This is a genomic window from Achromobacter spanius, from assembly GCF_039673305.1.
Taxonomy (GTDB): Bacteria; Pseudomonadota; Gammaproteobacteria; order Burkholderiales; family Burkholderiaceae_B; genus Achromobacter; species Achromobacter spanius_F.
In genome coordinates this window covers 13,518-34,575 of sequence record NZ_JBDJLJ010000049.1, presented here as the reverse complement: position 1 = coordinate 34,575, position 21,058 = coordinate 13,518, and the positions used below count along the sequence as shown (strand labels likewise).

General features: G+C 66.4%; 15 protein-coding genes. 9 read left to right on the top strand and 6 right to left on the bottom strand.

The genetic code is table 11. The features are described from left to right. Nucleotides 1-21: 21 nt before the first annotated feature. Complete coding sequence (locus ABE485_RS25075) at nt 22-618, bottom strand: YcxB family protein (protein ID WP_346517950.1); 597 nt, start codon at nt 616-618, stop codon at nt 22-24. Beyond that, nucleotides 618-2,579, bottom strand: a complete 1,962-nt coding sequence (locus ABE485_RS25070) for a DNA topoisomerase IV subunit B (RefSeq protein ID WP_346517949.1) — start codon at nt 2,577-2,579, stop codon at nt 618-620. The genes ABE485_RS25075 and ABE485_RS25070 overlap by 1 nt, the downstream gene beginning before the upstream one ends. A gap of 324 nt (nt 2,580-2,903) precedes the next feature. Between ABE485_RS25070 and trxA the strand changes: the two genes are divergently transcribed. Next, nucleotides 2,904-3,230 (top strand): thioredoxin TrxA, encoded by a 327-nt coding sequence (trxA, locus tag ABE485_RS25065; RefSeq protein ID WP_006218534.1) that lies wholly within the window; start codon nt 2,904-2,906, stop codon nt 3,228-3,230. A 118-nt stretch (nt 3,231-3,348) separates the two neighbouring features. Continuing rightward, nucleotides 3,349-4,608 carry a transcription termination factor Rho gene (rho, locus tag ABE485_RS25060; protein WP_006218533.1) on the top strand — a complete coding sequence of 420 codons (1,260 nt, stop codon included), beginning with the start codon at nt 3,349-3,351 and terminating at the stop codon, nt 4,606-4,608. 113 nt (nt 4,609-4,721) lie between these two features. Here the strand turns inward: rho and ABE485_RS25055 are convergent, their stop codons facing one another. Next, the gene (locus ABE485_RS25055) at nt 4,722-8,357 is read right to left on the bottom strand and encodes a YhdP family protein (protein WP_346517948.1); all 3,636 of its coding nucleotides are present in this window, start codon (nt 8,355-8,357) and stop codon (nt 4,722-4,724) included. Between the two features lie 102 nt (nt 8,358-8,459). Between ABE485_RS25055 and glnE the strand changes: the two genes are divergently transcribed. Together glnE and ABE485_RS25045 are read left to right on the top strand one after the other, a co-directional pair. Beyond that, nucleotides 8,460-11,237 carry a bifunctional [glutamate--ammonia ligase]-adenylyl-L-tyrosine phosphorylase/[glutamate--ammonia-ligase] adenylyltransferase gene (glnE, locus tag ABE485_RS25050; protein WP_346517947.1) on the top strand — a complete coding sequence of 926 codons (2,778 nt, stop codon included), beginning with the start codon at nt 8,460-8,462 and terminating at the stop codon, nt 11,235-11,237. A 104-nt stretch (nt 11,238-11,341) separates the two neighbouring features. After that, nucleotides 11,342-12,016: an epoxyqueuosine reductase QueH gene (locus tag ABE485_RS25045; RefSeq protein ID WP_006227543.1), complete on the top strand. Its 675-nt coding sequence runs from the start codon at nt 11,342-11,344 to the stop codon at nt 12,014-12,016. Between the two features lie 134 nt (nt 12,017-12,150). Here the strand turns inward: ABE485_RS25045 and ABE485_RS25040 are convergent, their stop codons facing one another. Next, a complete protein-coding gene (locus tag ABE485_RS25040) occupies nt 12,151-13,140 on the bottom strand; it encodes a quinone oxidoreductase family protein (RefSeq protein WP_346517946.1) in 990 nt (329 codons plus the stop codon). A gap of 51 nt (nt 13,141-13,191) precedes the next feature. Continuing rightward, nucleotides 13,192-14,169: a DMT family transporter gene (locus ABE485_RS25035; RefSeq protein WP_346517945.1), complete on the bottom strand. Its 978-nt coding sequence runs from the start codon at nt 14,167-14,169 to the stop codon at nt 13,192-13,194. Nucleotides 14,170-14,218: 49 nt separating this feature from the next. Here ABE485_RS25035 and ABE485_RS25030 point away from each other — a divergent pair, with 49 nt between their 5' ends. The 5 genes from ABE485_RS25030 to ABE485_RS25010 all read left to right on the top strand — a co-directional run bounded on the left by ABE485_RS25030 (nt 14,219) and on the right by ABE485_RS25010 (nt 19,985). Beyond that, on the top strand, nt 14,219-15,106 hold the full coding sequence (locus ABE485_RS25030; protein ID WP_346517944.1) for a DMT family transporter: 888 nt from the start codon (nt 14,219-14,221) through the stop codon (nt 15,104-15,106). A gap of 40 nt (nt 15,107-15,146) precedes the next feature. Further along, a complete protein-coding gene (locus ABE485_RS25025; RefSeq protein ID WP_346517943.1) occupies nt 15,147-15,656 on the top strand; it encodes a MarR family winged helix-turn-helix transcriptional regulator in 510 nt (169 codons plus the stop codon). A 96-nt stretch (nt 15,657-15,752) separates the two neighbouring features. Beyond that, a complete protein-coding gene (locus tag ABE485_RS25020; protein WP_346517942.1) occupies nt 15,753-17,168 on the top strand; it encodes an efflux transporter outer membrane subunit in 1,416 nt (471 codons plus the stop codon). Between the two features lie 22 nt (nt 17,169-17,190). Further along, complete coding sequence (locus ABE485_RS25015; protein ID WP_346517941.1) at nt 17,191-18,384, top strand: efflux RND transporter periplasmic adaptor subunit; 1,194 nt, start codon at nt 17,191-17,193, stop codon at nt 18,382-18,384. Next, nucleotides 18,381-19,985: a DHA2 family efflux MFS transporter permease subunit gene (locus tag ABE485_RS25010; protein ID WP_346517940.1), complete on the top strand. Its 1,605-nt coding sequence runs from the start codon at nt 18,381-18,383 to the stop codon at nt 19,983-19,985. Before ABE485_RS25015 ends, ABE485_RS25010 begins: the two co-directional genes overlap by 4 nt. Before the next feature lie 90 nt (nt 19,986-20,075). Here the strand turns inward: ABE485_RS25010 and ABE485_RS25005 are convergent, their stop codons facing one another. Next, entirely contained in the window at nt 20,076-21,035 is a 960-nt protein-coding gene (locus tag ABE485_RS25005; protein ID WP_346517939.1) for a hypothetical protein, read from the bottom strand. Nucleotides 21,036-21,058 lie beyond the last annotated feature (23 nt).

The window sequence follows — 21,058 nt, the reverse complement described above, 5'->3', positions numbered from 1 at the left end:
TCGAAACGGCGTCCATGCGCCTCAGGCGGACGGCGCCAGCTGGGTGTCGGCGACGTGCGCGCGCAATTGCGCCCGCACCGCGTCCAGCGTCGCGGCATCCTGCCCGCGCTTGGGGATGATCACGCCCTGCAAGGTGCCAAGAATGACGTACAGGTGTTCCGGGGTCTCTTCGACGCGCCGCACGTCGGCCCAGTCCATGCGCCCGGAGGCGGTGGCCGTGGAATCCGTCACGCCGTCGGCCCCGAAGTCCAGCTCGTGCCGGCCCAGATAGAGCGTGTCGGGCTGTTTGGCCAGCATGCGCCGCGTGTTCATTTTCACGAGCCCGGGCAGCACATATTCGTAGGCCAGCGCCAGCACGGCCAGGATGCCCAGGCCCACGGCCAGCCCTTCGAAATACACGGGCAGCAACTGGCCCCAGTGGGGGCCCTTGCCGTCCCAGGTCTGCCAGACCAGGTAAGCGAGCAGCGCCACGATCATCAGGATCGCAAAGCGCAGGTGGGACCGGTAGCGGCGGCGGCGCAGTTCCGGGCGTTTGTAGACATAGGCGGCAAAATCGGCGTAATCGTCGGCCGTCAGGTCGACGATCATGCGGGCTTGCCCGGGCGCGGACTGCGTCATCAGATGTCGAGCTCCGCCAGGTTGCCCTTTTCTTCGATCCAGGCGCGGCGCTGCGAGGACTCGCCCTTGCCCATCAGCATGTCGAACATGCGGGTGGTGTCGGACGGGGTCTGGTCGCCATAGCCAACGGGCAGAAGCCGGCGCGTGTCCGGGTTCATGGTGGTTTCCCACAGTTGCTCGGGGTTCATTTCGCCCAGGCCCTTGAACCGGCTGACGGCCCAGGCGCCTTCGCGCACGCCTTCCTTGCGCAGCTTGTCCTGCGCGGCCTCGAGCTCACCGTCGTCCAGGCAGTAGATCTTGCGGGCCGGGCGCTTGCCCTGGGCGGGGACGTCCAGGCGGAACAGCGGCGGCTTGGCCACGTAAACGTTTCCGGCTTCGACCAGCTTGGGGAAGTGCTTGTAGAACAGCGTCAGCAGCAGCACCTGGATGTGCGAGCCGTCGACGTCCGCATCGGACAGGATGCAGATGCGGCCGTAGCGCAGTCCGGACAGGTCGGGCGTATCGCCGGGACCATGGGGATCCACGCCGATGGCCACCGAGATGTCGTGGATTTCGTTGTTGGCGAACAGCCGGTCGCGGTCGACCTCCCAGGAGTTCAGCACCTTGCCGCGCAGCGGCAGAATGGCCTGGAATTCCTTGTCGCGGCCCATCTTGGCCGAGCCGCCGGCCGAGTCGCCCTCGACCAGGAACACTTCGGTGCGGGTCGCGTCGCTGGATTCGCAATCGGTCAGCTTGCCGGGCAGCACGGCCACGCCCGAGCTCTTGCGCTTTTCGACCTTCTGGGCGGAACGCTGGCGCGCCTGGGCCTGACGGATGGCCAGTTCAGCGAGCTTCTTGCCGTATTCGACGTTGCTGTGCAGCCAGAGGTCCAGCGCGCTCTTGGCGAATCCGCCGACCAGGCGCACCGCGTCGCGGCTATTGAGACGTTCCTTGATCTGGCCCTGGAACTGCGGATCCAGCACCTTGGCGGACAGCACGAAGCTGGCGCGGGCGAAGACGTCCTCGGGCAGCAGCTTCACGCCCTTGGGCAGCAGGCTGTGGAGTTCGGCAAAGCCCTTGACCGCGCCGAACAGGCCTTCGCGCAGCCCGGACTCGTGGGTGCCGCCGGCGGGCGTGGGGATGAGGTTGACGTAGGATTCGCGCACGGCGTTGCCGTCTTCGGTCCAGGCCACCACCCATTGGGCGCCCTCGCCTTCGGCGAAGTTCTCGTGGTCGGCGCCGGCGTACTGCTCGCCTTCGAAGAACGGCACCATCAGTTCGGCGCCGGTCAGGGCTTCGGCCAGATAGCCGCGCAGGCCGTCCTGGTACTGCCAGGTCTTGGTGTCGCCGGATTTCTCGTTGACGAGGGTGACCTTCACGCCCGGCAGCAGCACTGCCTTGCTGCGCAGCAGGTGGGTCAGTTCGCCCAGCGGGATGTTGGGGCTGTCGAAATACTTGGCGTCCGGCCAGACGCGCACGCGAGTGCCGGATTTCTTGCGGCCCCCCTGGTCGTAGGGCGCCAGGGGCTCGGCGACGTCGCCGCCCTTGAATACCAGGCGGTTGACCGCCCCGTCGCGCCAGACGACAACTTCAAGGCGGGTGGCCAGCGCATTGGTGACGGACACGCCCACGCCGTGCAGGCCGCCGGAAAAGGCGTAGGCGCCGCCGCCGGCCTTGTCGAACTTGCCGCCGGCATGCAAGCGCGTGAACACCAGTTCAACGACGGGCGCGTTCTCTTCGGGGTGCAGGCCGACGGGGATGCCCCGCCCGTCGTCCTCGACGGACACGCTGCCGTCGATGTGCAGCGTGACCTGTATCTGTTTGCCGTAGCCGGCCAGGGCCTCGTCTGCGGCGTTGTCTATGACCTCCTGCACGACGTGCAGGGGGTTTTCGGTGCGGGTGTACATGCCCGGGCGCTGGCGCACGGGCTCCAGCCCCTTCAGGACGCGAATGGACGCCTCGGTGTAACGTGGAGTGGCCAAGTTATCCCCAACATCTGTGGAAAAAAACCGACATTTTACGGATAAGCCTAGATTCTGCGCGGCTCCGGGTGGGATGCGCACGACCTGACCAGATCCGATTTCGGTAGGATGATGACAGTCACAGCCGGCGCTCCCGGGTTGAACGACCCGAATCACGACAACTGCGCCGCAACATGCTACACAAATCCAGCAAACCCTGTTGTTATTAACAGTGGTATGCCTGTTGTTATTGACAGTGGTATGCTTTAGTCCATTCCACAAACAAGAACAACGGCAAGGCGCGTCTTTCACGCGCCTTTTGCTGCCGAACCGAGAATCACCATCATGAGCGACCAAATCAAGAACGTCAGTGACGCCAGCTTCGATGCCGATGTGTTGAAATCCGGCCAGCCGGTGCTGGTGGACTACTGGGCTGCCTGGTGTGGCCCCTGCAAGATGATCGCCCCGATCCTCGAAGAGGTCGCCACCGAATACGCCGGCCGCCTCACGATCGCAAAGCTGAACGTGGACGAAAACCAGGGCACCGCCACCAAGTACGGCATCCGCGGCATCCCCACTCTTATGCTCTTTAAAGACGGCCAAGCCGCCGCCACCAAAGTTGGCGCGCTGTCGAAGTCGCAACTCACCGCATTCCTGGACGGCGCGTTGTAAACCGCGTGCTGTAAACGAGGGCGCCGCCGCGTAGGCGGCGCTCATTTCAGTACCGCGCGAGCCCGTCCGTGGCGCGCCGCCAGAGCCCTCCTCTACTTTTCCCCCAACACTCACCGCGATGCACCTCAACGAACTGAAGGCGCTGCACGTCTCGCAGCTGCTCGAAATGGCCGCTGGCCTGGAAATCGAGAACGCCAACCGCCTGCGCAAGCAGGAACTGATGTTCGCCATCATGAAACGGCGCGCCAAGCAAGGCGAGCAGATCTTTGGCGACGGCGTCCTGGAAGTCCTGCCCGACGGCTTCGGTTTCCTGCGCTCGCCGGAAACCTCGTATCTGGCCAGCACCGACGACATCTACATTTCGCCCTCGCAGATCCGCCGCTTCAACCTGCACACCGGCGATTCCATCGAAGGCGAAGTGCGCACCCCCAAGGACGGCGAACGCTATTTCGCCCTGGTGAAGGTGGACAAGGTCAACGGCGTGGCGCCCGAAGCGATCAAGCATCGCATCATGTTCGAGAACCTGACGCCGCTGCACCCGAACCGCACCATGCGCCTGGAACGCGACATCAAGAGCGAAGAGAACCTCACGGGCCGCATCCTTGACGTCTTCGCCCCCATCGGCATGGGCCAGCGCGGCCTGATCGTCGCCAGCCCCAAGTCGGGCAAGACGGTGATGATGCAGCACATCGCCCACGCCATCACCACGAACTACCCCGACGCGGTCATGATCGTCCTGCTGGTCGACGAACGCCCCGAGGAAGTGACCGAAATGCAGCGCACCGTGCGCGGCGAAGTGGTGGCGTCGACCTTCGACGAACCCGCCACCCGCCACGTGCAAGTGGCCGAAATGGTCATCGAAAAGGCCAAGCGCCTGGTCGAAATGAAGAAGGACGTCGTGATCCTGCTGGACTCGATCACGCGCCTGGCCCGCGCCTACAACACCGTGGTGCCGGCCTCCGGCAAGGTGCTGACCGGCGGCGTGGACGCCAACGCCCTGCAGCGTCCCAAGCGCTTCTTCGGCGCGGCGCGCAACCTGGAAGAAGGCGGCTCGCTGACCATCCTGGGCACCGCGCTGATCGAAACCGGCAGCCGCATGGATGAAGTCATCTATGAAGAATTCAAGGGCACCGGCAACTCCGAAGTCCACCTTGAACGCCGCCTGGCCGAAAAGCGCGTCTATCCGTCGATCAACCTGAACAAGTCGGGCACCCGCCGAGAAGAGCTGCTGATCGCCCCCGACCTGCTCCAGAAGGTCTGGGTGCTGCGCAAGTTCATCCACGACATGGACGAAGTCCAATCCATGGAATTCATCCTGGACAAGATGCGCGCCACCAAGACCAACGCCGAATTCTTCGACATGATGAAGAAGAAGTAAGCAGGGTCTTGCGCCCAGCAAAAAACCGCCCGACAGGGCGGTTTTTTCATGCCTGGTCGCCGCGGACGCGGCCGGCCGTCTGTCGCGACATGGCGCGCCTTGGCGCCGGCGGCTCAGTGCTCGATGAAGTCCGGAATGCGGCGCGGCATCGAATCGGCGGGCCGGGGAGTCTGCTTGTCCGGCGACTTGCCGGAGCCGTCGATGGGTTCGATGCGCGGGTCGTCCCAACTGCCGGTCACGGCATATTCCATGGTCATCGCCCGCGCCAGCGGCTGCTTGAGCAGCCACTGGGTCACGAAGGCGCCCAGGCCGATCAGCGGATTGACGGCCAGCGCGGTCACCATCGCCGCGCCGCTGGCGTCCAGATTGGGAATGACCACGGCCTTCAGGTCCCAGCGCTCTTTGATGAGATCCACGCCCCCCGCCAGCACGATGGCAGCCACCGGTCCGTTGATCTTGTAGCCCTCGGTCGTCACCATCCCGCTGCCAACCTTCACGTTGCCGCGAATGGTGTCGAACGGAAAGCCGTCGCGCAGCAGGTTCGTCGGATTCACGTCCAGCCGCGCCAGCCGTTGCAGCGATTGCAGCGACAGCAGCTCCAGGAGGCGCGCCGTGCGCGAGTTCACATGCATGAAGCGACCGCTGTCCAGGCTTACCGTTACGTCGCCCGCCACGTCGGCGATGTTGTGCGTCCACGGCAGATTGCGCCACGTGGCCTTGCCCTGGACCGTGCCCTTGCCGCCCGACACAACGTTTTCGAAGCCGATCCGGTTCATGAAATTGCCGACGTTCTCGAACTTGACGGCGGCGTCGACGGTCAGCCCGCGGTCCGGCCCCTCGAGCCGCCAATTGCCCGTGGCGTTCAGCGCCGCCGAATCATTGGTGATGGACAATTTGTCCAGGCGCCACTGCCGTCCGCGCTGCAGGTTCGTGCCGATCACCTGGAGTTCGCCCAGGTTCTTGCCATAAAGCAGGAACTCCTTGGCCTGCAGGTCGATCGCCGGGATATCCGACAGGTCGTTGCCTGATGCCAGGGCCTTGTCCGCCTCATTGGCGTCGTCCTCGCCGCCGAACGACAGGCGCTTCAGGCGCGCCGTGATCTGCCCCGCGATCGCACCGGAAGCCTCGCGCCACTCCAGCGTGCCTGTCACCTGGCGGGACTGCAGGTCCACGCGCCATTGGGCGGGCGCGGGACGCGTGGCGTACAGCGTCAGGTCGTTCAAGGTGTAGCCGCTGGTGCGCAGGACGCCGGCCGCCAGGCTGACGCGCTCGGGCTCCGGCAGGAGCGGCTTGGGCGCGGGCCTGCCCTTGGCGGGCGGCACGCTGAAACCGTCGGACACCGCTTCCCAGCCGTCCATGTCCAGTTCCGGCAGGCTGGCGTTCAGGCTTAGACCGCGCTCGGGCAGGCTTGCCGGCCGGCCGATGCCCAGCGCGCCGCGCGCAAAGTACGATGGCGCGGCGTCCGCGGGATCCCGTTCGAAGATCGCATTGACGTTTTCGCCCAGGCTGGCCGTCAGCCAGCGCCGGCTCTTCGCGCCGCGGTCCTGCGCAGGCCCCCACTGCATCTTCAGCAACTGGGACGACTGGGCGGATTTCCCGGCCGGCGCGGGCATGTCGATCGCCATGCCGACCAGGTCCGACTCCATGGAAACATCGACCGCGCCGCCCTTCTGGTAACCCAGCCTGCCCTTGTAGGCGGCCCTGCCAGTAAAACGGGACATCGACGGCGCACGGCTCAATTGCGACAGCCCCGGCCCCGACAAGGTGCCGTCAAAGCGCAGGACGTCGGAGCTTTGCGCCAGGGCGCCATGGATGTTGACGGGACCGCCAAGGAACTGCGCCTTGATGCCCTTGGTCTGCACGCCTCTTTCCGAGAACTCCAGATCGCCATGCATCTGGCTGAGCAGCGGAATTTCCGGCATGAACGTGAACGTGTTGTCGGCGAACCGGATATGCCCCTGCACCTGCGTGTCGTCGGTATTGAGCAGCGGCACCTTCAGCTTGAGCGGCATGCGCCAGTCCCCGGTGCCGTGCGCCTCGTCCAGCGCGCCGTCCAGCAGCCCGCCCAGCGGCGAATTCGCGGCCATCGCCAGATAGGCGGATACCGGGCCCGAAGTCTCGCCGGAGACCTGGAGTTCCGAGTCGTGCTCCATATTGGGAATCACGGCCGTCACGGGGCCCAGCGTGACGGTCTGACCGGGCCCGGTGTGCGCCACGGCGCCGCCCGGACTGTCCAGGTTCAGGCTCACCTTGTCGATGCGGAAATTGCCCGACAGGTTTTCCAGCATCGGCCAGCCCTTGCGCTGCGGCCGGGCGGGCGCGTAGTCGACCTTGGCGTCGGCATAGGCGCCGGCAAGGACGAACTCGCCGGCAACGTCCGGCGCGCCAAAGGGAAAGTCGTCCAGGTCGCCCTTGAGCGTGATGGAAGCGGAACGAATCTCGCCCGCGGGCAGGCCTTCGGCCAGCCATTCGCGGGCGTCAGCGTTGACCTCCAGCGGCAGATAGCGGTGGATGGCGGGCATGGAAGCGCGCGTCATCGTGCCGCGCACGTCCGCGCTGCCCGCCGCGGTCCTGCCTTCCTTCAGCCATTGGCCCTGCAGGCGCACGTCCAGGTCATCGTTGACCACGTGCAATTTGGCGATGTCCACGAACCAGTTCTTCGCGTCCGGCCCCTTGACCTGCGCATCCAGTTCGACGGCCTGCGCCTCGAGCGTGGGGTTTTCGAACACGCCGGGCAGCGTCACGCGCAACTGCTGCACGGCGCCCTGGACGGCCAGCTCGGCCGCGCCCTTGCTGCGCGCTAGCGGCAGGTTTTCGATCTGGATGAAATCGCCGGGCAGCGCGGAAATGCGCATCTGCGCCGAGCCGCCGCGCACCGCCGGGCCATCCGGGCCCGCAGCCCAGGCCGCGCCGCGCACTGCAACGTCGCCCGTCAGTTGCGTGAACTGGCCGTGCTCGAGCTGCCACCACGCCCGTCCGGCCAGCCTGCCCTGCACCGGCGGCACGTCGATCCACGGCGACCACGCCAGCGGCTCCACGTCATCGGCCTGCACAAACAGCTGGCCGCTCCAGTTCGCGGGCTTCTTCGCGTCCGCGGTGAACAGGCTTCGGTTGAATTCGCCGCGCAGCTCCAGCTTGTGGGCAAGCGCCGCGCCGGCCGACGCCTGCAGCACGAAGCGGTGGGACAGCGCGCCATTTCGCACCAGGAAATCGACGCCGTCCAGCTTGAGCTCGGGCGCCTGCCGCAATTCGTCCTGCCAGCGGATCGTGGCGTTGCGCACCAGCAGTTCGCGCTGGGCGGCCAGCCAGCGCAGTCCGGGATGATTCAGGTCCGATCCGTGCTCGCTCGCGTTCAGATCGATATCCTGGCCGGCGACCCAGAGATGATTGGACGCATCCCGCCTCAGCGTCAGTTCGGGCTTGTCGAGCTTCAGGCGCACCAGCGTGGGCGACAACGCCAGGATGCTGCGCCAGGCCACCACCGCGGAAACGGACGGCAGGGTCAGCACCGGATCGGCCTCGTCGTCGTAGACCTGGACGGAGGCAAGATCGAGCCTGGGATTGAGTCCCTGCCAATTGGCGCTGATCGCGCCGATCGTCACTCGGGCGCCCAACGCCTGGCTGGCGTAGGCTTCGATCTGGGGTCGCCACTGGTCCACACGGGGCAGGACCCAGTAGCGCACGCCCAGCAACCCGATGGCGACTACGCCATAGACGGTCAGCGCGGCCCAGAACAGGCAGCGGAGCACTTTTTTTGGAACAGACACGGATGAGTGGGCAGGAGGAGATGTCTTGCAGTATCGTCCCCACTTATACCTGAATCACGCACATCCGTCTTCGCCCTTTTCGCCATGACCAACCCGTCCCCGCTTGCCCCCGCCCTCGCCTGGTCCGGCCACCTGCGCCGCCGCCTCGACGCCCATCCGGATCTGGCCGCCTGGCTGGCCGGCGCCGTGCAACATCCGGTCACGCCCGCCGTGATGGAACAATGGCAAACCGAGCTGGCGGGACCCGCCGCGCCCGCCGTCCTGCCGGTAGACGCCTGCCGCATGGTGCTGCGCAAACTGCGCGAGCGCGTGTTCAGCGTCCTCATCGTGCGGGACCTGACGGGCCAGGCCGACCTTGAGGAAGTGGTCGGCGCCATGACCACGTTGGCGGACATGGCGGTGGCCGCCGCCTATCGCAGCGTCGCGGCCGACCTGGCGTCCGTGCATGGCGTGCCGCGCGACCCCGCCACCGGCAAGCCGCAAGAAATGCTGATTGTCGGCATGGGCAAGCTGGGCGGCTGCGAATTGAACGTGTCCTCCGACATCGACCTGATCATGCTGTACGGAGAGGAAGGTGAAACCGACGGTCCGCGCCGCATCAGCCACCACGAGTTCTACGGCCGCCTGACACGCCGGATGATGCCGGTGCTGTCGGAAGTCGACGCCAACGGCCAGGTGTTCCGGACCGACCTGCGCCTGCGTCCGGATGGCGACTCCGGCCCGCTGGCCTGGAGCCTGGACGCGCTGGAGCACTACCTCATCGGCCAGGGCCGCGAATGGGAACGCTACGCCTGGCTCAAGGCGCGCCTGATGCCCGCCCAGGCCTTCGAAGGCAGCGACAGCGCCGCGCAGGCCAGGCAGCTGGAAAGCCTGCGCGTGCCGTTCGTCTACCGCAAGTATTTCGATTTCGACGCGCTGGCCGCGCTGCGCGCCCTGCGCGAACGCATCCGACAGGACTGGCAGCGGCGGGCGATGGCGCGCAGCGGCATCGACAGCGCAAACAACATCAAGCTGGGCGACGGCGGCATCCGCGAAATCGAATTCGTGGTGCAACTGGCCCAGCTGATCCGCGGCGGCCGCATGCCTGCCCTGCAAAAACGCGGCCTGCTGGAAGCGCTGCACGCCGAACGCCTGGCCGGGCTGGTGCCCGAGGACGACGCGCGCCGCCTGGAAGATGCGTACCGGTTCCTGCGCCGCACCGAACATGCCCTGCAGTACCGCGAAGACGAGCAGACCCACCTGTTGCCGGGCGACCCGGCCCAGCGCGCCGGACTGGCGGCCGCCCTGGGCCTGAGCCCCGACGACTTCGAACGCACGCTCGCCGGGCACCGCGAATTCGTTTCGCAGACCTTCCGCAACGTCTTTCGCATGGTGGGCATGGGCGAGGAAGACTCGGCTTCCACGACGGGCGGCGCCGATGCCGCCGCCGGCCAGGACGAGCCCGACAGCGAAAGCGAACTGAGCGAGCAGATCCGCCAGGCCTTTGGCGATGACGCGCAAGACCTGCTGCGCCGGGCCGAAACCCTGTCGGGCAGCCACCGCGTGCGCAGCCTGCCCGAAAGCAGCCGGCGCCGCATGGAAGTCCTGCTGCCGGCGGCCTTGCGCGCGGCGCTGCAGACGCCCGCGCCGCGCGAGGCGGCCGTGCGCCTGTTCGACCTGATCGAGAAGATCGCCCAACGCAGCGCCTACCTGGCGCTGCTCGCCGAATATCCCGACACGCTCGCGCGCGTGGCGCGCATGGTCGCCGCCAGCCCCTGGGCCGCGCAGTACCTCACGCAGCATCCCCTGCTGCTCGACAGCCTGATCGATTGGCGCACGCTTTTCGAACCGCTGGACTTCGCCCAGATCGCCCGCCAGCTGACCGCGGACCTGGACGCCTGCCGCCTGCCGGACGGCGCGCCCGACATCGAGCGCCAGATGAACCTGATGCGCGATGTGCAGCGCCAGGCCAGCTTCCAGCTGCTGGCGCAGGACCTCGAAGGCGAGCTCACGGTGGAAAAGCTGGCCGACCAGCTGTCGGCACTGGCCGACCTGCTGCTGACCGAGACCATTCGCCGCGCCTGGCCGCTGGTGAACAAGGTCGAGGGCGCCGAGCCGCACTTCGCCGTCATCGCGTACGGCAAGCTGGGCGGCAAGGAGCTCGGCTATGCCTCCGACCTGGACCTGGTCTTCCTGTTCGACGACCCGCGCGAGGATGCCGCCGAAGTCTATGCCAAGCTGGGCCGGCGCATGACGTCCTGGCTGTCGACCATGACTTCGTCAGGCCGGCTGTACGAAGTCGACCTGCGGCTGCGTCCGGACGGCGACGCGGGGCTGCTCGCGGTCTCGATGGAAGCCTTCGAGCAGTACCAGCACAAGCACGCCTGGGCCTGGGAACACCAGGCGCTGACCCGGGCGCGGCACGCCGCCGGCGACGCGCAAGTGGGCGCCGCCTTCGAGAAAATCCGCGAGGACATCCTGGTGCTGCCGCGCGACGCCGCAGCGCTGCGCGAGGAAGTCCTGGCCATGCGCGAGAAGATCAACGCGGGCCACCCGAACTCCAGTGACCGCTTCGATCTCAAGCACGACCGCGGCGGCATGGTCGACGTGGAATTCGTCACGCAGTACCTGGTGCTCAGCCAGGCCGGCACGCATCCGGTGCTGGTGCGCAACCTGGGCAACATCGCACTGCTGCGCCTGGCGGGCGAAGCGGGGCTGATTCCGCCGGAACTGGCCTCTCGCTCCGGCAACGCCTACCGCACGCTGCGCCGGGTCCAGCACCAATTGCGCATGCAGGGGGTCGAAAAGGCGCGCGTGGCGCCTGACCAGCTGCAGGAAGAGCGGGCCGCCGTCAAAGAGCTCTGGGCCGCCGTGCTGGGCTAAAGGGAGAAACACGGGCCCCGTCGCGGGGCTTGCCGGCCCGCCCGGCGCCGCTGGCGGCAACTCGTCGTAAAATAAGGGGTTTTCCGCCCTTTTGCCTGCAAGCCATGTCTGAACTCGTCCGCCCCAAACTCGACCTGCCCGCCGGCCGCAGCAAGGTGCTGATGCATTCGTGCTGCGCGCCCTGTTCCGGCGAAGTCATGGAGGCCATGACGGCCTCCGGCATCGATTACGCGATCTACTTCTACAACCCGAACATCCATCCGGTCAAAGAGTACGAAATCCGCAAGCAGGAGAACATCCGCTTCGCCGAGCAGCACGGCATCGAGTTCATCGACGCCGACTACGACATGGACAACTGGTTCGACCGGGTCAAGGGCATGGAAAACGCGCCCGAGCGCGGCGAACGCTGCACGGCCTGCTTCGACATGCGCTTCGAGCGCACCGCGCTCTATGCCCACGAGCACGGCTTTGACACGATCACCAGCTCGCTGGGGATTTCGCGCTGGAAGGACATGAACCAGATCAACGGTTGCGGCGAACGCGCGGCCGCGCGCTACGACGACCTGGTCTACTGGACCTACAACTGGCGCAAGGGCGGCGGCTCGGCCCGCATGATCGAAATCAGCAAGCGCGAGAACTTCTATCAGCAGGAATATTGCGGCTGCGTCTATTCGCTGCGCGACACCAACCGCCACCGCCGCTCGCAAGGCCGCGACCGCATCCACATCGGCGTCAAGTTCTACGGCAAGGAAGACCTGATCAACGAGGAACTCCTCTGAGCCTCGGCTGAGCCGTCCCGGCGTCGCCACTCCGCGCGGCGCCGGGCAAAACAAAGGCCTGGCAGTCCGCGCCACGCGCATCCCGCCAGGCCCGCCGCGGCGCCCCGCCGGGGGCCGCGATCCGCAAGCATCCGTCAGTCCAGCATCAGCACCGTGGCGCCGGTGGTCTTGCGCGAAGCCAGCGCGGTCTGCGCTTCGCCGGCCTGCTCCAGCGAGTAGCGCTGGTCGATGCGAACCTTGATCTTCTTCTTCAGGACCAGGTCGAAGAGCTCTTCGGAAGCCGCCTGCAGCTTCTCCAGCGTGTTCACGTGCACGCCCAGCGACGGGCGCGTGACGTACAGGCTGCCCTTCTGGTTCAGCACCGCCAGGTTCACGCCAGCCACCGGACCGGACGCGTTGCCGAAGCTGACCATCAGGCCGCGCGGCTCGATGCAGTCCAGCGAGGTTTCCCAGGTGTCCTTGCCCACGCCGTCATAGACCACCGGCACCTTCTTGCCGCCGGTCAGTTCCAGCACGCGCTCGGCCACGTTTTCGCGCGAGTAATCGATGGTTTCCCAAGCGCCGTTGGCGCGCGCCAGTTCCGCCTTTTCGGGGCTGGACACCGTGCCGATGAGCTTCACGCCCAGGGCCTTGGCCCACTGGCACGCGATCAGCCCCACGCCGCCGGCGGCCGCATGGAACAGGATGGTCTCGCCGCCCTGCAGGCGATAGGTCTGGCGGAACAGGTACTGGACGGTCAGGCCCTTGAGCATCAGCGCGGCGGCTTCGTCGAAAGCGATGCCCTTGGGCACCTTCACGACCTGCGCGGCCGGCACGTTGCGCGCCTTGGCGTAGGCGCCGATGGGGCTCTGGCCATAGGCGACCCGGTCGCCCTTCTTCAGATGCTTGACGTCTGCGCCCACGGCGGTCACCACGCCGGCGCCTTCAAAGCCCAGGCCATGCGGCAGCGGGTGCGGATACAAGCCCGTACGGAAATAGATATCGATGAAGTTCAGGCCGGCGGCGTGCTGCTCGATCGTGATTTCATTGGCGGCCGGCGGCGGAACTTCCACCTCGACCAGCTTCAGGACTTCGGGACCACCGTGCTGCTCGATACGAATTGCCTTGACGAGATTGCTGGCCATGCTGGCCTCCTTTCATTGGAAATAACGCGAATTAACCCAGAAACCCAGACTTCAACGCGGGGGCTGCCCGCCATCCTGCTTGGCGGGCGTACGGCCGGCGCCGCCCCCCATCAAAGCAAACACGCCCGCCAGCACCAAAGCGGTTCCCGCCATCTGCCACACCGTGATGGGCTCGTCGAGGAACCACGCGGCCAGGAACAGCACGGACACCGGGCCCACCATGCCCAGCAGCGACGCCGTCGGCGCGCCGATGAGCGACACCGCCCACATCAGCATGAACACCGGCACCACCGTGTTCAGGGTGGCGTGAATGATGGAGTATCCATAGACCGCGGCGGGCTGGACAAGCATCGACGCGGGATGAACCAGGAAGAACTGGATGATGCAGGCCACGCACGACACCAGCATGGCGTAAGCCACCAGACGCGTCGCGCCGATCCGCTTGATCAGCTCTCCGGAACAGATCAGGTACACAGAATAGCTTGCCGCCGAACCGAAAACGAACAAAGACCCTAACAGCACCTCGCTGCCGCCGCCAAAGGACAAGTCATGCGCGAACACCAGCACCACGCCGGCGTACGACAGCACCATGGCCATCCATTGACGGCGTTCGATCGACCGCTTGAACCAGAAGGCGGACAGCAGGACCACCAGCGACGGGGAGAGAAACAGGATCAGGCGTTCCAGGCTGGCGGTGATATAGCGCAGGCCCAGGAAGTCCAGAAAACTTGAAAGGTAATAGCCCAGCAAGCCCAGGACGCACACCTGGATGCGTTCCTTGGTCGTCAGGGAGACGATCTCGCCGCGCGCGGCCCGGCGCGACTGATGCCACGCCACCGCCGCGAAAAACGGCATGGCGAACAGCATGCGGAAGGCGATCAGGGTGACGGCATCGATACCGTAACGGTAGGTGAACTTGACGACGATGGCCTTGGCGGAAAAGAGGATCGCGCCAAGCACCGCCATGGCGATACCGGCGGCACGGCTGGAAGCCAGCGGGTCCGCCGTAAGCTTGGCAATACGATTCATGCGATGATTTTAAATTCACCGCAACAATATTTGCAGGCTTTTTCCCCGCATGACCCGACAACGCGCCCTGACCTACATCCACATTGCCGCCGTGCTGTTCGGCCTGACCGGCGTTTTCGGCGAGCTGATCCAGGCCAGCGCGGCGGTCATCACACTGGGGCGGGCCGTCTTCGCGGTCATTTCGCTGGGCATCTTCGCGCGCCTGCGCCGCAAGCCGCTGCTGAGCGCCCTGACGCCCGCGCAACTGTTTGTGCTGGTGATTGCCGGCGTGCTGCTGGCGGGGCACTGGGTCACGTTCTTCATCTCAGTGAAAGTGGGCGGCATCGCCATCGCAACCCTCGGCTTTGCCAGTTTCCCCGCGTTCATCACCCTCTTCGAAGGCCTGATCTTCCGCGAACGCGTCCGGCTGGCCGAATGGCTGCTGCTGGCCCTGGTCACCGCCGGCCTGGTGCTGGTCACGCCGTCGTTCGACCTTGCCGACCAGGGCACCATCGGCCTGGCGTGGGGCCTGCTGTCGGGGCTGAGCTTTGCGCTTCTGGCACTGAGCAATCGCCGGTCAGCCTCGGGCATGGATCCGATGCAGGTCGCATGCTGGCAGAACCTGGTGGTCGCGCTGGTGATGGTGCCTTTCGCCGTCGGCCAACTGCCCGCCCTGCCCGCGCTGGACTGGTTCTGGCTGGCGCTGCTTGGCGTGTTCTGCACCGGGCTGTCGCATTACCTCTTCGTGTCCAGCCTGACCCGGCTGAACGCGCGCAGCGCCGGGCTCGTGATTGCCCTGGAACCAGTCTATGCAATCGCCTTCGCCTGGGTGCTGTTCAGCCAGCAGCCGACGCCGCGCATGCTGGCCGGCGCCGCGCTGATCGTGGCGGCCATCGTCTGGTCCGGCCTGCGCAAGCAGGCCCCGGCGACCGCGGATTCCAGTCCGGCCCCTAAATAGCAGCCTTGACAATAACTGACTAGGCAGTAAAATTCGGCGCATGACTGCCCCGCCTGCCTCATCCGATTCGTCCGACTCCCCCGTTCACTACCGCAACGACACCCGTTGCATGGCGGAGGACAACGCGGGCTACCTGATCAAACTCGCCTATCACTCCCTCACCCGGATGCTGGACCAGGAAATGGCGCCCCTGGACCTCACCGCCATGCAGTGGCGCCCCTTGGCCATGGTCTTTCTGGGGCGCGCCGATACGCCCGCTGAACTTGCGCGGCTCAACGACATGGACACCGGCGCCATGACCCGCGCGCTCGATCGCCTGGAAGCCAAAGGGCTGCTGCGCCGCAACCGCAGCCTGGAAGACCGCCGCGTCGTGAAGATCGAGCTCACCGAGCTTGGCGAGGCCAAGGCCCGCGAGATCCCGGCCAATATCGCCCGCGCGCTCAACCATCATCTGCGCGGCTTTTCCACGGAAGAAGTGGCTCAGCTCATGCACTTCATGCGCCGGATGATCGCCAACGGGTCCGCGTCGGGCGCATCGCCCGAACGCTGACGCCGCCGCCCCGTCCGCGAAAGACGGGGTATTATTTGGCATAATATTTGCCTAGGCAAATACAGATTAATCAATTACTTTCAGCTAACAGTCAGGATGAAACGCCTTATTTCTACCGTATTGGTGCTGGCCCTGAGCGGTTGCGCACTGATGGACTCCGAGCCTCAGCCCGTGGCGGCGCTGGACGCCGCCAAGCTCGGGCTGGCCGAACAAGCCGCCGACTGGCCCGCCGCGCAATGGTGGGAGCGCTACGGCGATCAGCAGCTCGATGCGCTGATGACCGAAGCGCTGGCGAACAGTCCCTCGATGACCGCAGCGCAAGCGCGCCTGGCCAAGGCCAACGCGGCCGTCAGTTCGGCGCGCGCGCCGCTGTTCCCGCGCGTGGACGCGAACTACACGCTGACCCGCGAACACCTGTCCAAGGATTACATCTACCCCGCCCCGATGGGCGGCTCCGTCGTCAGCGACAACCGGCTCGCGCTGGATTTCAGCTACGAGCTGGACTTCTGGGGCAAGAACCGCTCGCGCCTGCAGTCCGCAGTGTCGCAGCAGGAGGCCGCCGCCGCGGATGCGCAAGCCGCGCGCAACCTGCTGGCCAGCGCCACCGTGCGTGCCTACCTGAATCTGCAGAACGCCTTCGCGCAGCGCGACGTCCTCAAGCGCGTGCTGGAACAGCGGGCCGAAGTGCTGTCGCTGACGCAGGGCCGCTATGCGGCCGGGCTGGATACCCAGGTCGAGGTCAAGCAGGCCGAATCGTCGCTGGCCTCCGGCAAGGTGGAATTGACCCAGACGGAAACCACCCTGGCGCAACTGCGCAACCAGGTCGCCGCGCTGGCTGGGGCCGGTCCGCAGCGCGGACAAAGCCTGGTGGCGATCGCGCTGACCGCGCCGGCCGGCGGGGTGCCCGCCAGCGTCCCGCTGGACCTGCTGGGGCATCGGCCCGATGTCGCCGCCGCCAAGTGGCGCGCGCAGGCCGCCCGCCACGCCATCGATAGCGCCAAGGCCGAGTTCTACCCCAACGTGAACCTGGCCGCGTTCGTCGGCTTCCAGGCCATGGGCACCGGCAACCTGCTGGGCGCCGACGCCCGCATGGCCGGTTTCGGCCCCGCCGTCACGCTGCCCATCTTCCATGGCGGTGAACTGAACGCCAATCTGGCGGGCCGCCGCGCCGACGCGGATCTTGCCGTGTCCGACTACAACCAGACCGTGCTGGATGCCGTGCACCAGGTCGCCGACGCGCTCGATGGCCTGCGCCTGCTCGACCAGGAGAAGGCGCAGCAGCGCCAGGCCCGCGAAGCCATCGAAGCGGCCTACGACCTGGCCGTCAACCGCTACAAGGCCGGCATGGGCAACTACATCACCGTGCTCATCGCGCAAACCGGCGTGCTCGCCCAGGCGCGCCTGGACACCGACCTGCGCATCCGCGCCTATCAGCTGGACGCCGACCTGGCCACCGCCCTGGGCGGCGGCTATGCCCCCCAGGCCGAGCCCGCCACGAACACCATTCATTGAACGATTCCCGGATTCAGACGTCATGAACGCTGCCACTCCCTCGACCCACCCCGCCCGCAAACGCCTGTTGCTGACGGCGACCGGGGTATTCATCGTTATCGCGATCGCCTACGGCATCTGGTGGGCGCTGTTCGGCGCCCACTTCGAAAACACCGATGACGCCTATGTACACGGCAACCTGGTGCAGATCACGCCCCAGGTCCCGGGCACCGTCGTCGCCATCGAGGCCGACGATACCGAAACCGTTATTGCCGGCCAGCCGCTGGTGCGCCTGGACCCGGCCGACACCGAAGTCGCGCTGCAGCAGGCGCAGGCCAAGCTTGCACAGATGGTGCGCCAGGTGCAGACCTACTACGTGCAGAACGATGCGCTGGCCGCGGATGTCGACCTGCGCAACGCCGACATCCTGCGCGCCCAGGCCGAGCTGACCCGCGCGCAAAGCGACGTGAAGCGTCGCCAGCAGCTCGCCAAGTCGGGCGGCGTCAGCGGCGAAGAGATCCTGCACGCCGAAGTGGCTCTCAAGTCCGCCCAATCCGGCCTCGCGCAGGCCAAGGCCGCCCTGGCCGCCGCGCAGGCCAAGCTGGCGACCAACCAGGCACTGACGCAAGGCACGTCCGTGGCCGACCACCCCGACGTGCGCCAGGCCGCCGCCAACCTGCGCAATGCCTGGCTCGCCCAATCCCGCACCGTGCTGCCCGCCCCCGTGAGCGGCGTCATCGCGCGCCGCAGCGCGCAGGTGGGCCAGCGTGTGGCTCCCGGCTCGGCGTTGATGACCGTCGTGCCGCTGGACCAGGTCTGGGTCGAGGCCAACTTCAAGGAAGGCCAGTTGCGCAAGATGCGCATCGGCCAGCCGGTGAAGATGTTTTCCGACCTCTACGGCAGCTCGGTGACCTACCACGGCACCATCGCCGGCCTGGACGCCGGCACGGGCAGCGCCTTCGCGCTGCTGCCCGCGCAGAACGCGACCGGCAACTGGATCAAGGTGGTGCAGCGCGTGCCCGTGCGCATTGCGCTGGACCCCGAAGACCTGAAGAAGCATCCGCTGCGCGTTGGGCTCTCGATGGATGTGGAAGTCGATGTGGGCAAGCAGGACGGCGAGGCGCTGACTCAGGCGGCCCGCAAGGAACCCGCCTGGTCGACGCGCGCTTTCGAGCCCGCCCACGATGACGTCGACGCCATGATCAGCAAGATCATCGCAGCCAACCTCGCATCATGAGCACGGCCGCCCAGCCCGCGGGCGCGCCCGCCGACGCCCGCCCTCCGGGCACCCATCCGCCGCTGGAGGGCGCCACCCGCATCATCGGGTCGATCGCGCTGTCGACGGCGGTGTTCATGAACGTGCTGGACACGTCGATCGCGAACGTGTCCATCCCCACCATTTCCGGCGACCTGGGCGTGAGTTCAAGCCAGGGAACCTGGGTCATCACCTCTTTCGCCGTCGCCAACGCCATCACGGTGCCGCTGACCGGCTGGCTGACGCAGCGCTTCGGACAGGTGCGCCTGTTCCTGATTTCCACGCTGCTGTTCGTGCTGGCGTCCTGGCTTTGCGGCTTCTCGCCTTCGCTGGAAGCGCTGATCGCCTTTCGCGTGCTGCAGGGAGCGGTCGCGGGCCCGATGATTCCGCTGTCGCAGACGCTGATGCTGGCCAGCTTCCCGAAATCCAAGGCAGGCATGGCGCTGGCGGTCTGGTCCATGACCACGCTGGTCGCCCCGGTCGCGGGTCCGCTGCTGGGCGGCTGGATCTCGGACAACTACACATGGCCGTGGATCTTCTACATCAACGTGCCCGTGGGCCTGCTGGCCGCGTGGATCAGCTGGCGCATCTACGGCAAGCGCGAGTCCGTGACGCGCAAGCTACCCATCGACAAGCTCGGGCTGGTGCTGCTGGTGGTCTGGGTGGGCGCGCTGCAGATCATGCTCGACAAGGGCAAGGAACTGGACTGGTTCGCCAGCCCCACCATCATCGCCCTGGCGGCGATCGCTTTCGTGGCGTTCGTCTTCTTCCTGATCTGGGAGCTGACCGATGCGCACCCGGTGGTCGACCTGCGCCTTTTCAAGGTCCGCAACTTCACGGTGGGCGCGCTGACGCTGGCGGTGGCCTATGGCGTCTTCTTCGGAAACGTCGTGCTGCTCCCGCTGTGGCTGCAGAGCAATATGGGCTACACCGCCACGTACGCCGGTCTGGTGACGGCGCCCGTCGGCCTGCTGGCCATCCTGCTGACGCCCATCGTGGGCAAGATGCTGGCCACGCGCGATCCCCGCCAGATCGTGACGGTCGCCTTCCTGATCTTCGCGCTCGTGTGCTTCATGCGGTCCGGGTTCAACACCCAGACGGACGTGCGCACGCTGATGACCCCGACCATCATCCAGGGCGCGGCGATGGCGGCGTTCTTCGTGCCGCTGACGTCCATCACGCTGTCCAGCATCGAACCCTGGCGCATCCCTGCCGCCTCGGGCCTGTCGAACTTCCTGCGGCTGACCGCGGGCGCCTTCGGTACCTCCATCGCCACGACGCTGTGGGAGAACCGCGCCACGATGCACCATGCGCAGCTGACCGAGATCGCCAAACCCGGCCAGCAAGCATTCGACCAGACCATGGATGCGCTGCAGAACGGCCTGGGCGTGTCGCACCAGCAGGCCCTGACCATGGTGGATGGACTGATCAACGCGCAGGCCTTCACCATGTCCGCGGTGGACGTGTTCTACGCCTCGGCGGTCATATTCCTGATGCTCACGGGCCTGGTCTGGTTCGCCCGCCCCCGGTCGGCCAAGGCTGGCGGCGGCGGCGCGGCGGAAGCTGCCGCGGGCGCACACTGACGCGTGTCTTGCCGACCCAGCAAAAAGGCGCCCGAGGGCGCCTTTTTGCCGGGTTTGGGCCATGGCCTGGACCATGGACTGGGCAATGACTCATTCCTTCAGCAGCGCATGCCAGTCCATCCGTTCCATGATGTCGGCAGACAACGCGCTGACCGGTGAAAGATTGAATACGGATACGCCGCGCGAGCGCCATAGCGTCGAAGCGAACCGGAACGAGGGCTCGATCAGGCGCGGGAAGTTGCGCGCCAGCCTGCTGGTCTGAGGACGGCCGCCCTCGTCGTAGAAGCGCAAGCCGCCCTGCACGGTCAGGTCCAGCCCGTGCACGTACACCTGGCGCGCGCCGCCGGACACCAGCACCTGCAAGGCCGCATAGGCCACCGTGTCGGCATCGAACACGCCCAGCGAGACATCAAAGCTGTATCCGAGGCCCTGCTTGGCGTCCAGCAGTTGCACGTCGGGAGACGCCGCCGCGATGCGCTTGAGCACGGCTGGCGCCACGCTGCGCTCGTATGCGCGCTTGGCGATCAGCTCGATGATGCAGATGCGGCAGCGGATGTCCTCCTGCGGAATGCCTTGCATGATGTAGCGCAGCACCTCGGGGAACACATACAGCGTCAGGTCCTGCGCCACGATCTCCCGCACCAGGTCGATGCGGTCGCGCACGAAGTTCTGGTCGATGATGCAGTAGTACTTGAACTTGAAGTCGAACTTGCGCGCCAGGGCGATGGCGCCATTGACGCCCATCGCCACGCCGAGATCCAGCCGGTCGTAGGGAATCTGAGCGACCGACGGGCCGCTCAGGATCAGGTGGACTGTCTGGTCGGCGGGGTCGAAACCCTGCGCCAGCGGCGTGACCGGCAACGACCGGCCAAAGGCGCGATACCCGCTGATGGCGCCCTCATTGTCCCTCCAGATTCGCACGAAAGGCCAAAGATGCTGGTTGTGCCTTTGGGTGCGCGAACGCAGCACGCGGAACAGCTTGCGCACGAAGCGGTCGGCCCGCCCGCCGCCCACGTGGTCGGAAGGGGGAGAGGAAATGGAGTCGTTCATCTACTAACCAGACAGGCCCTGCG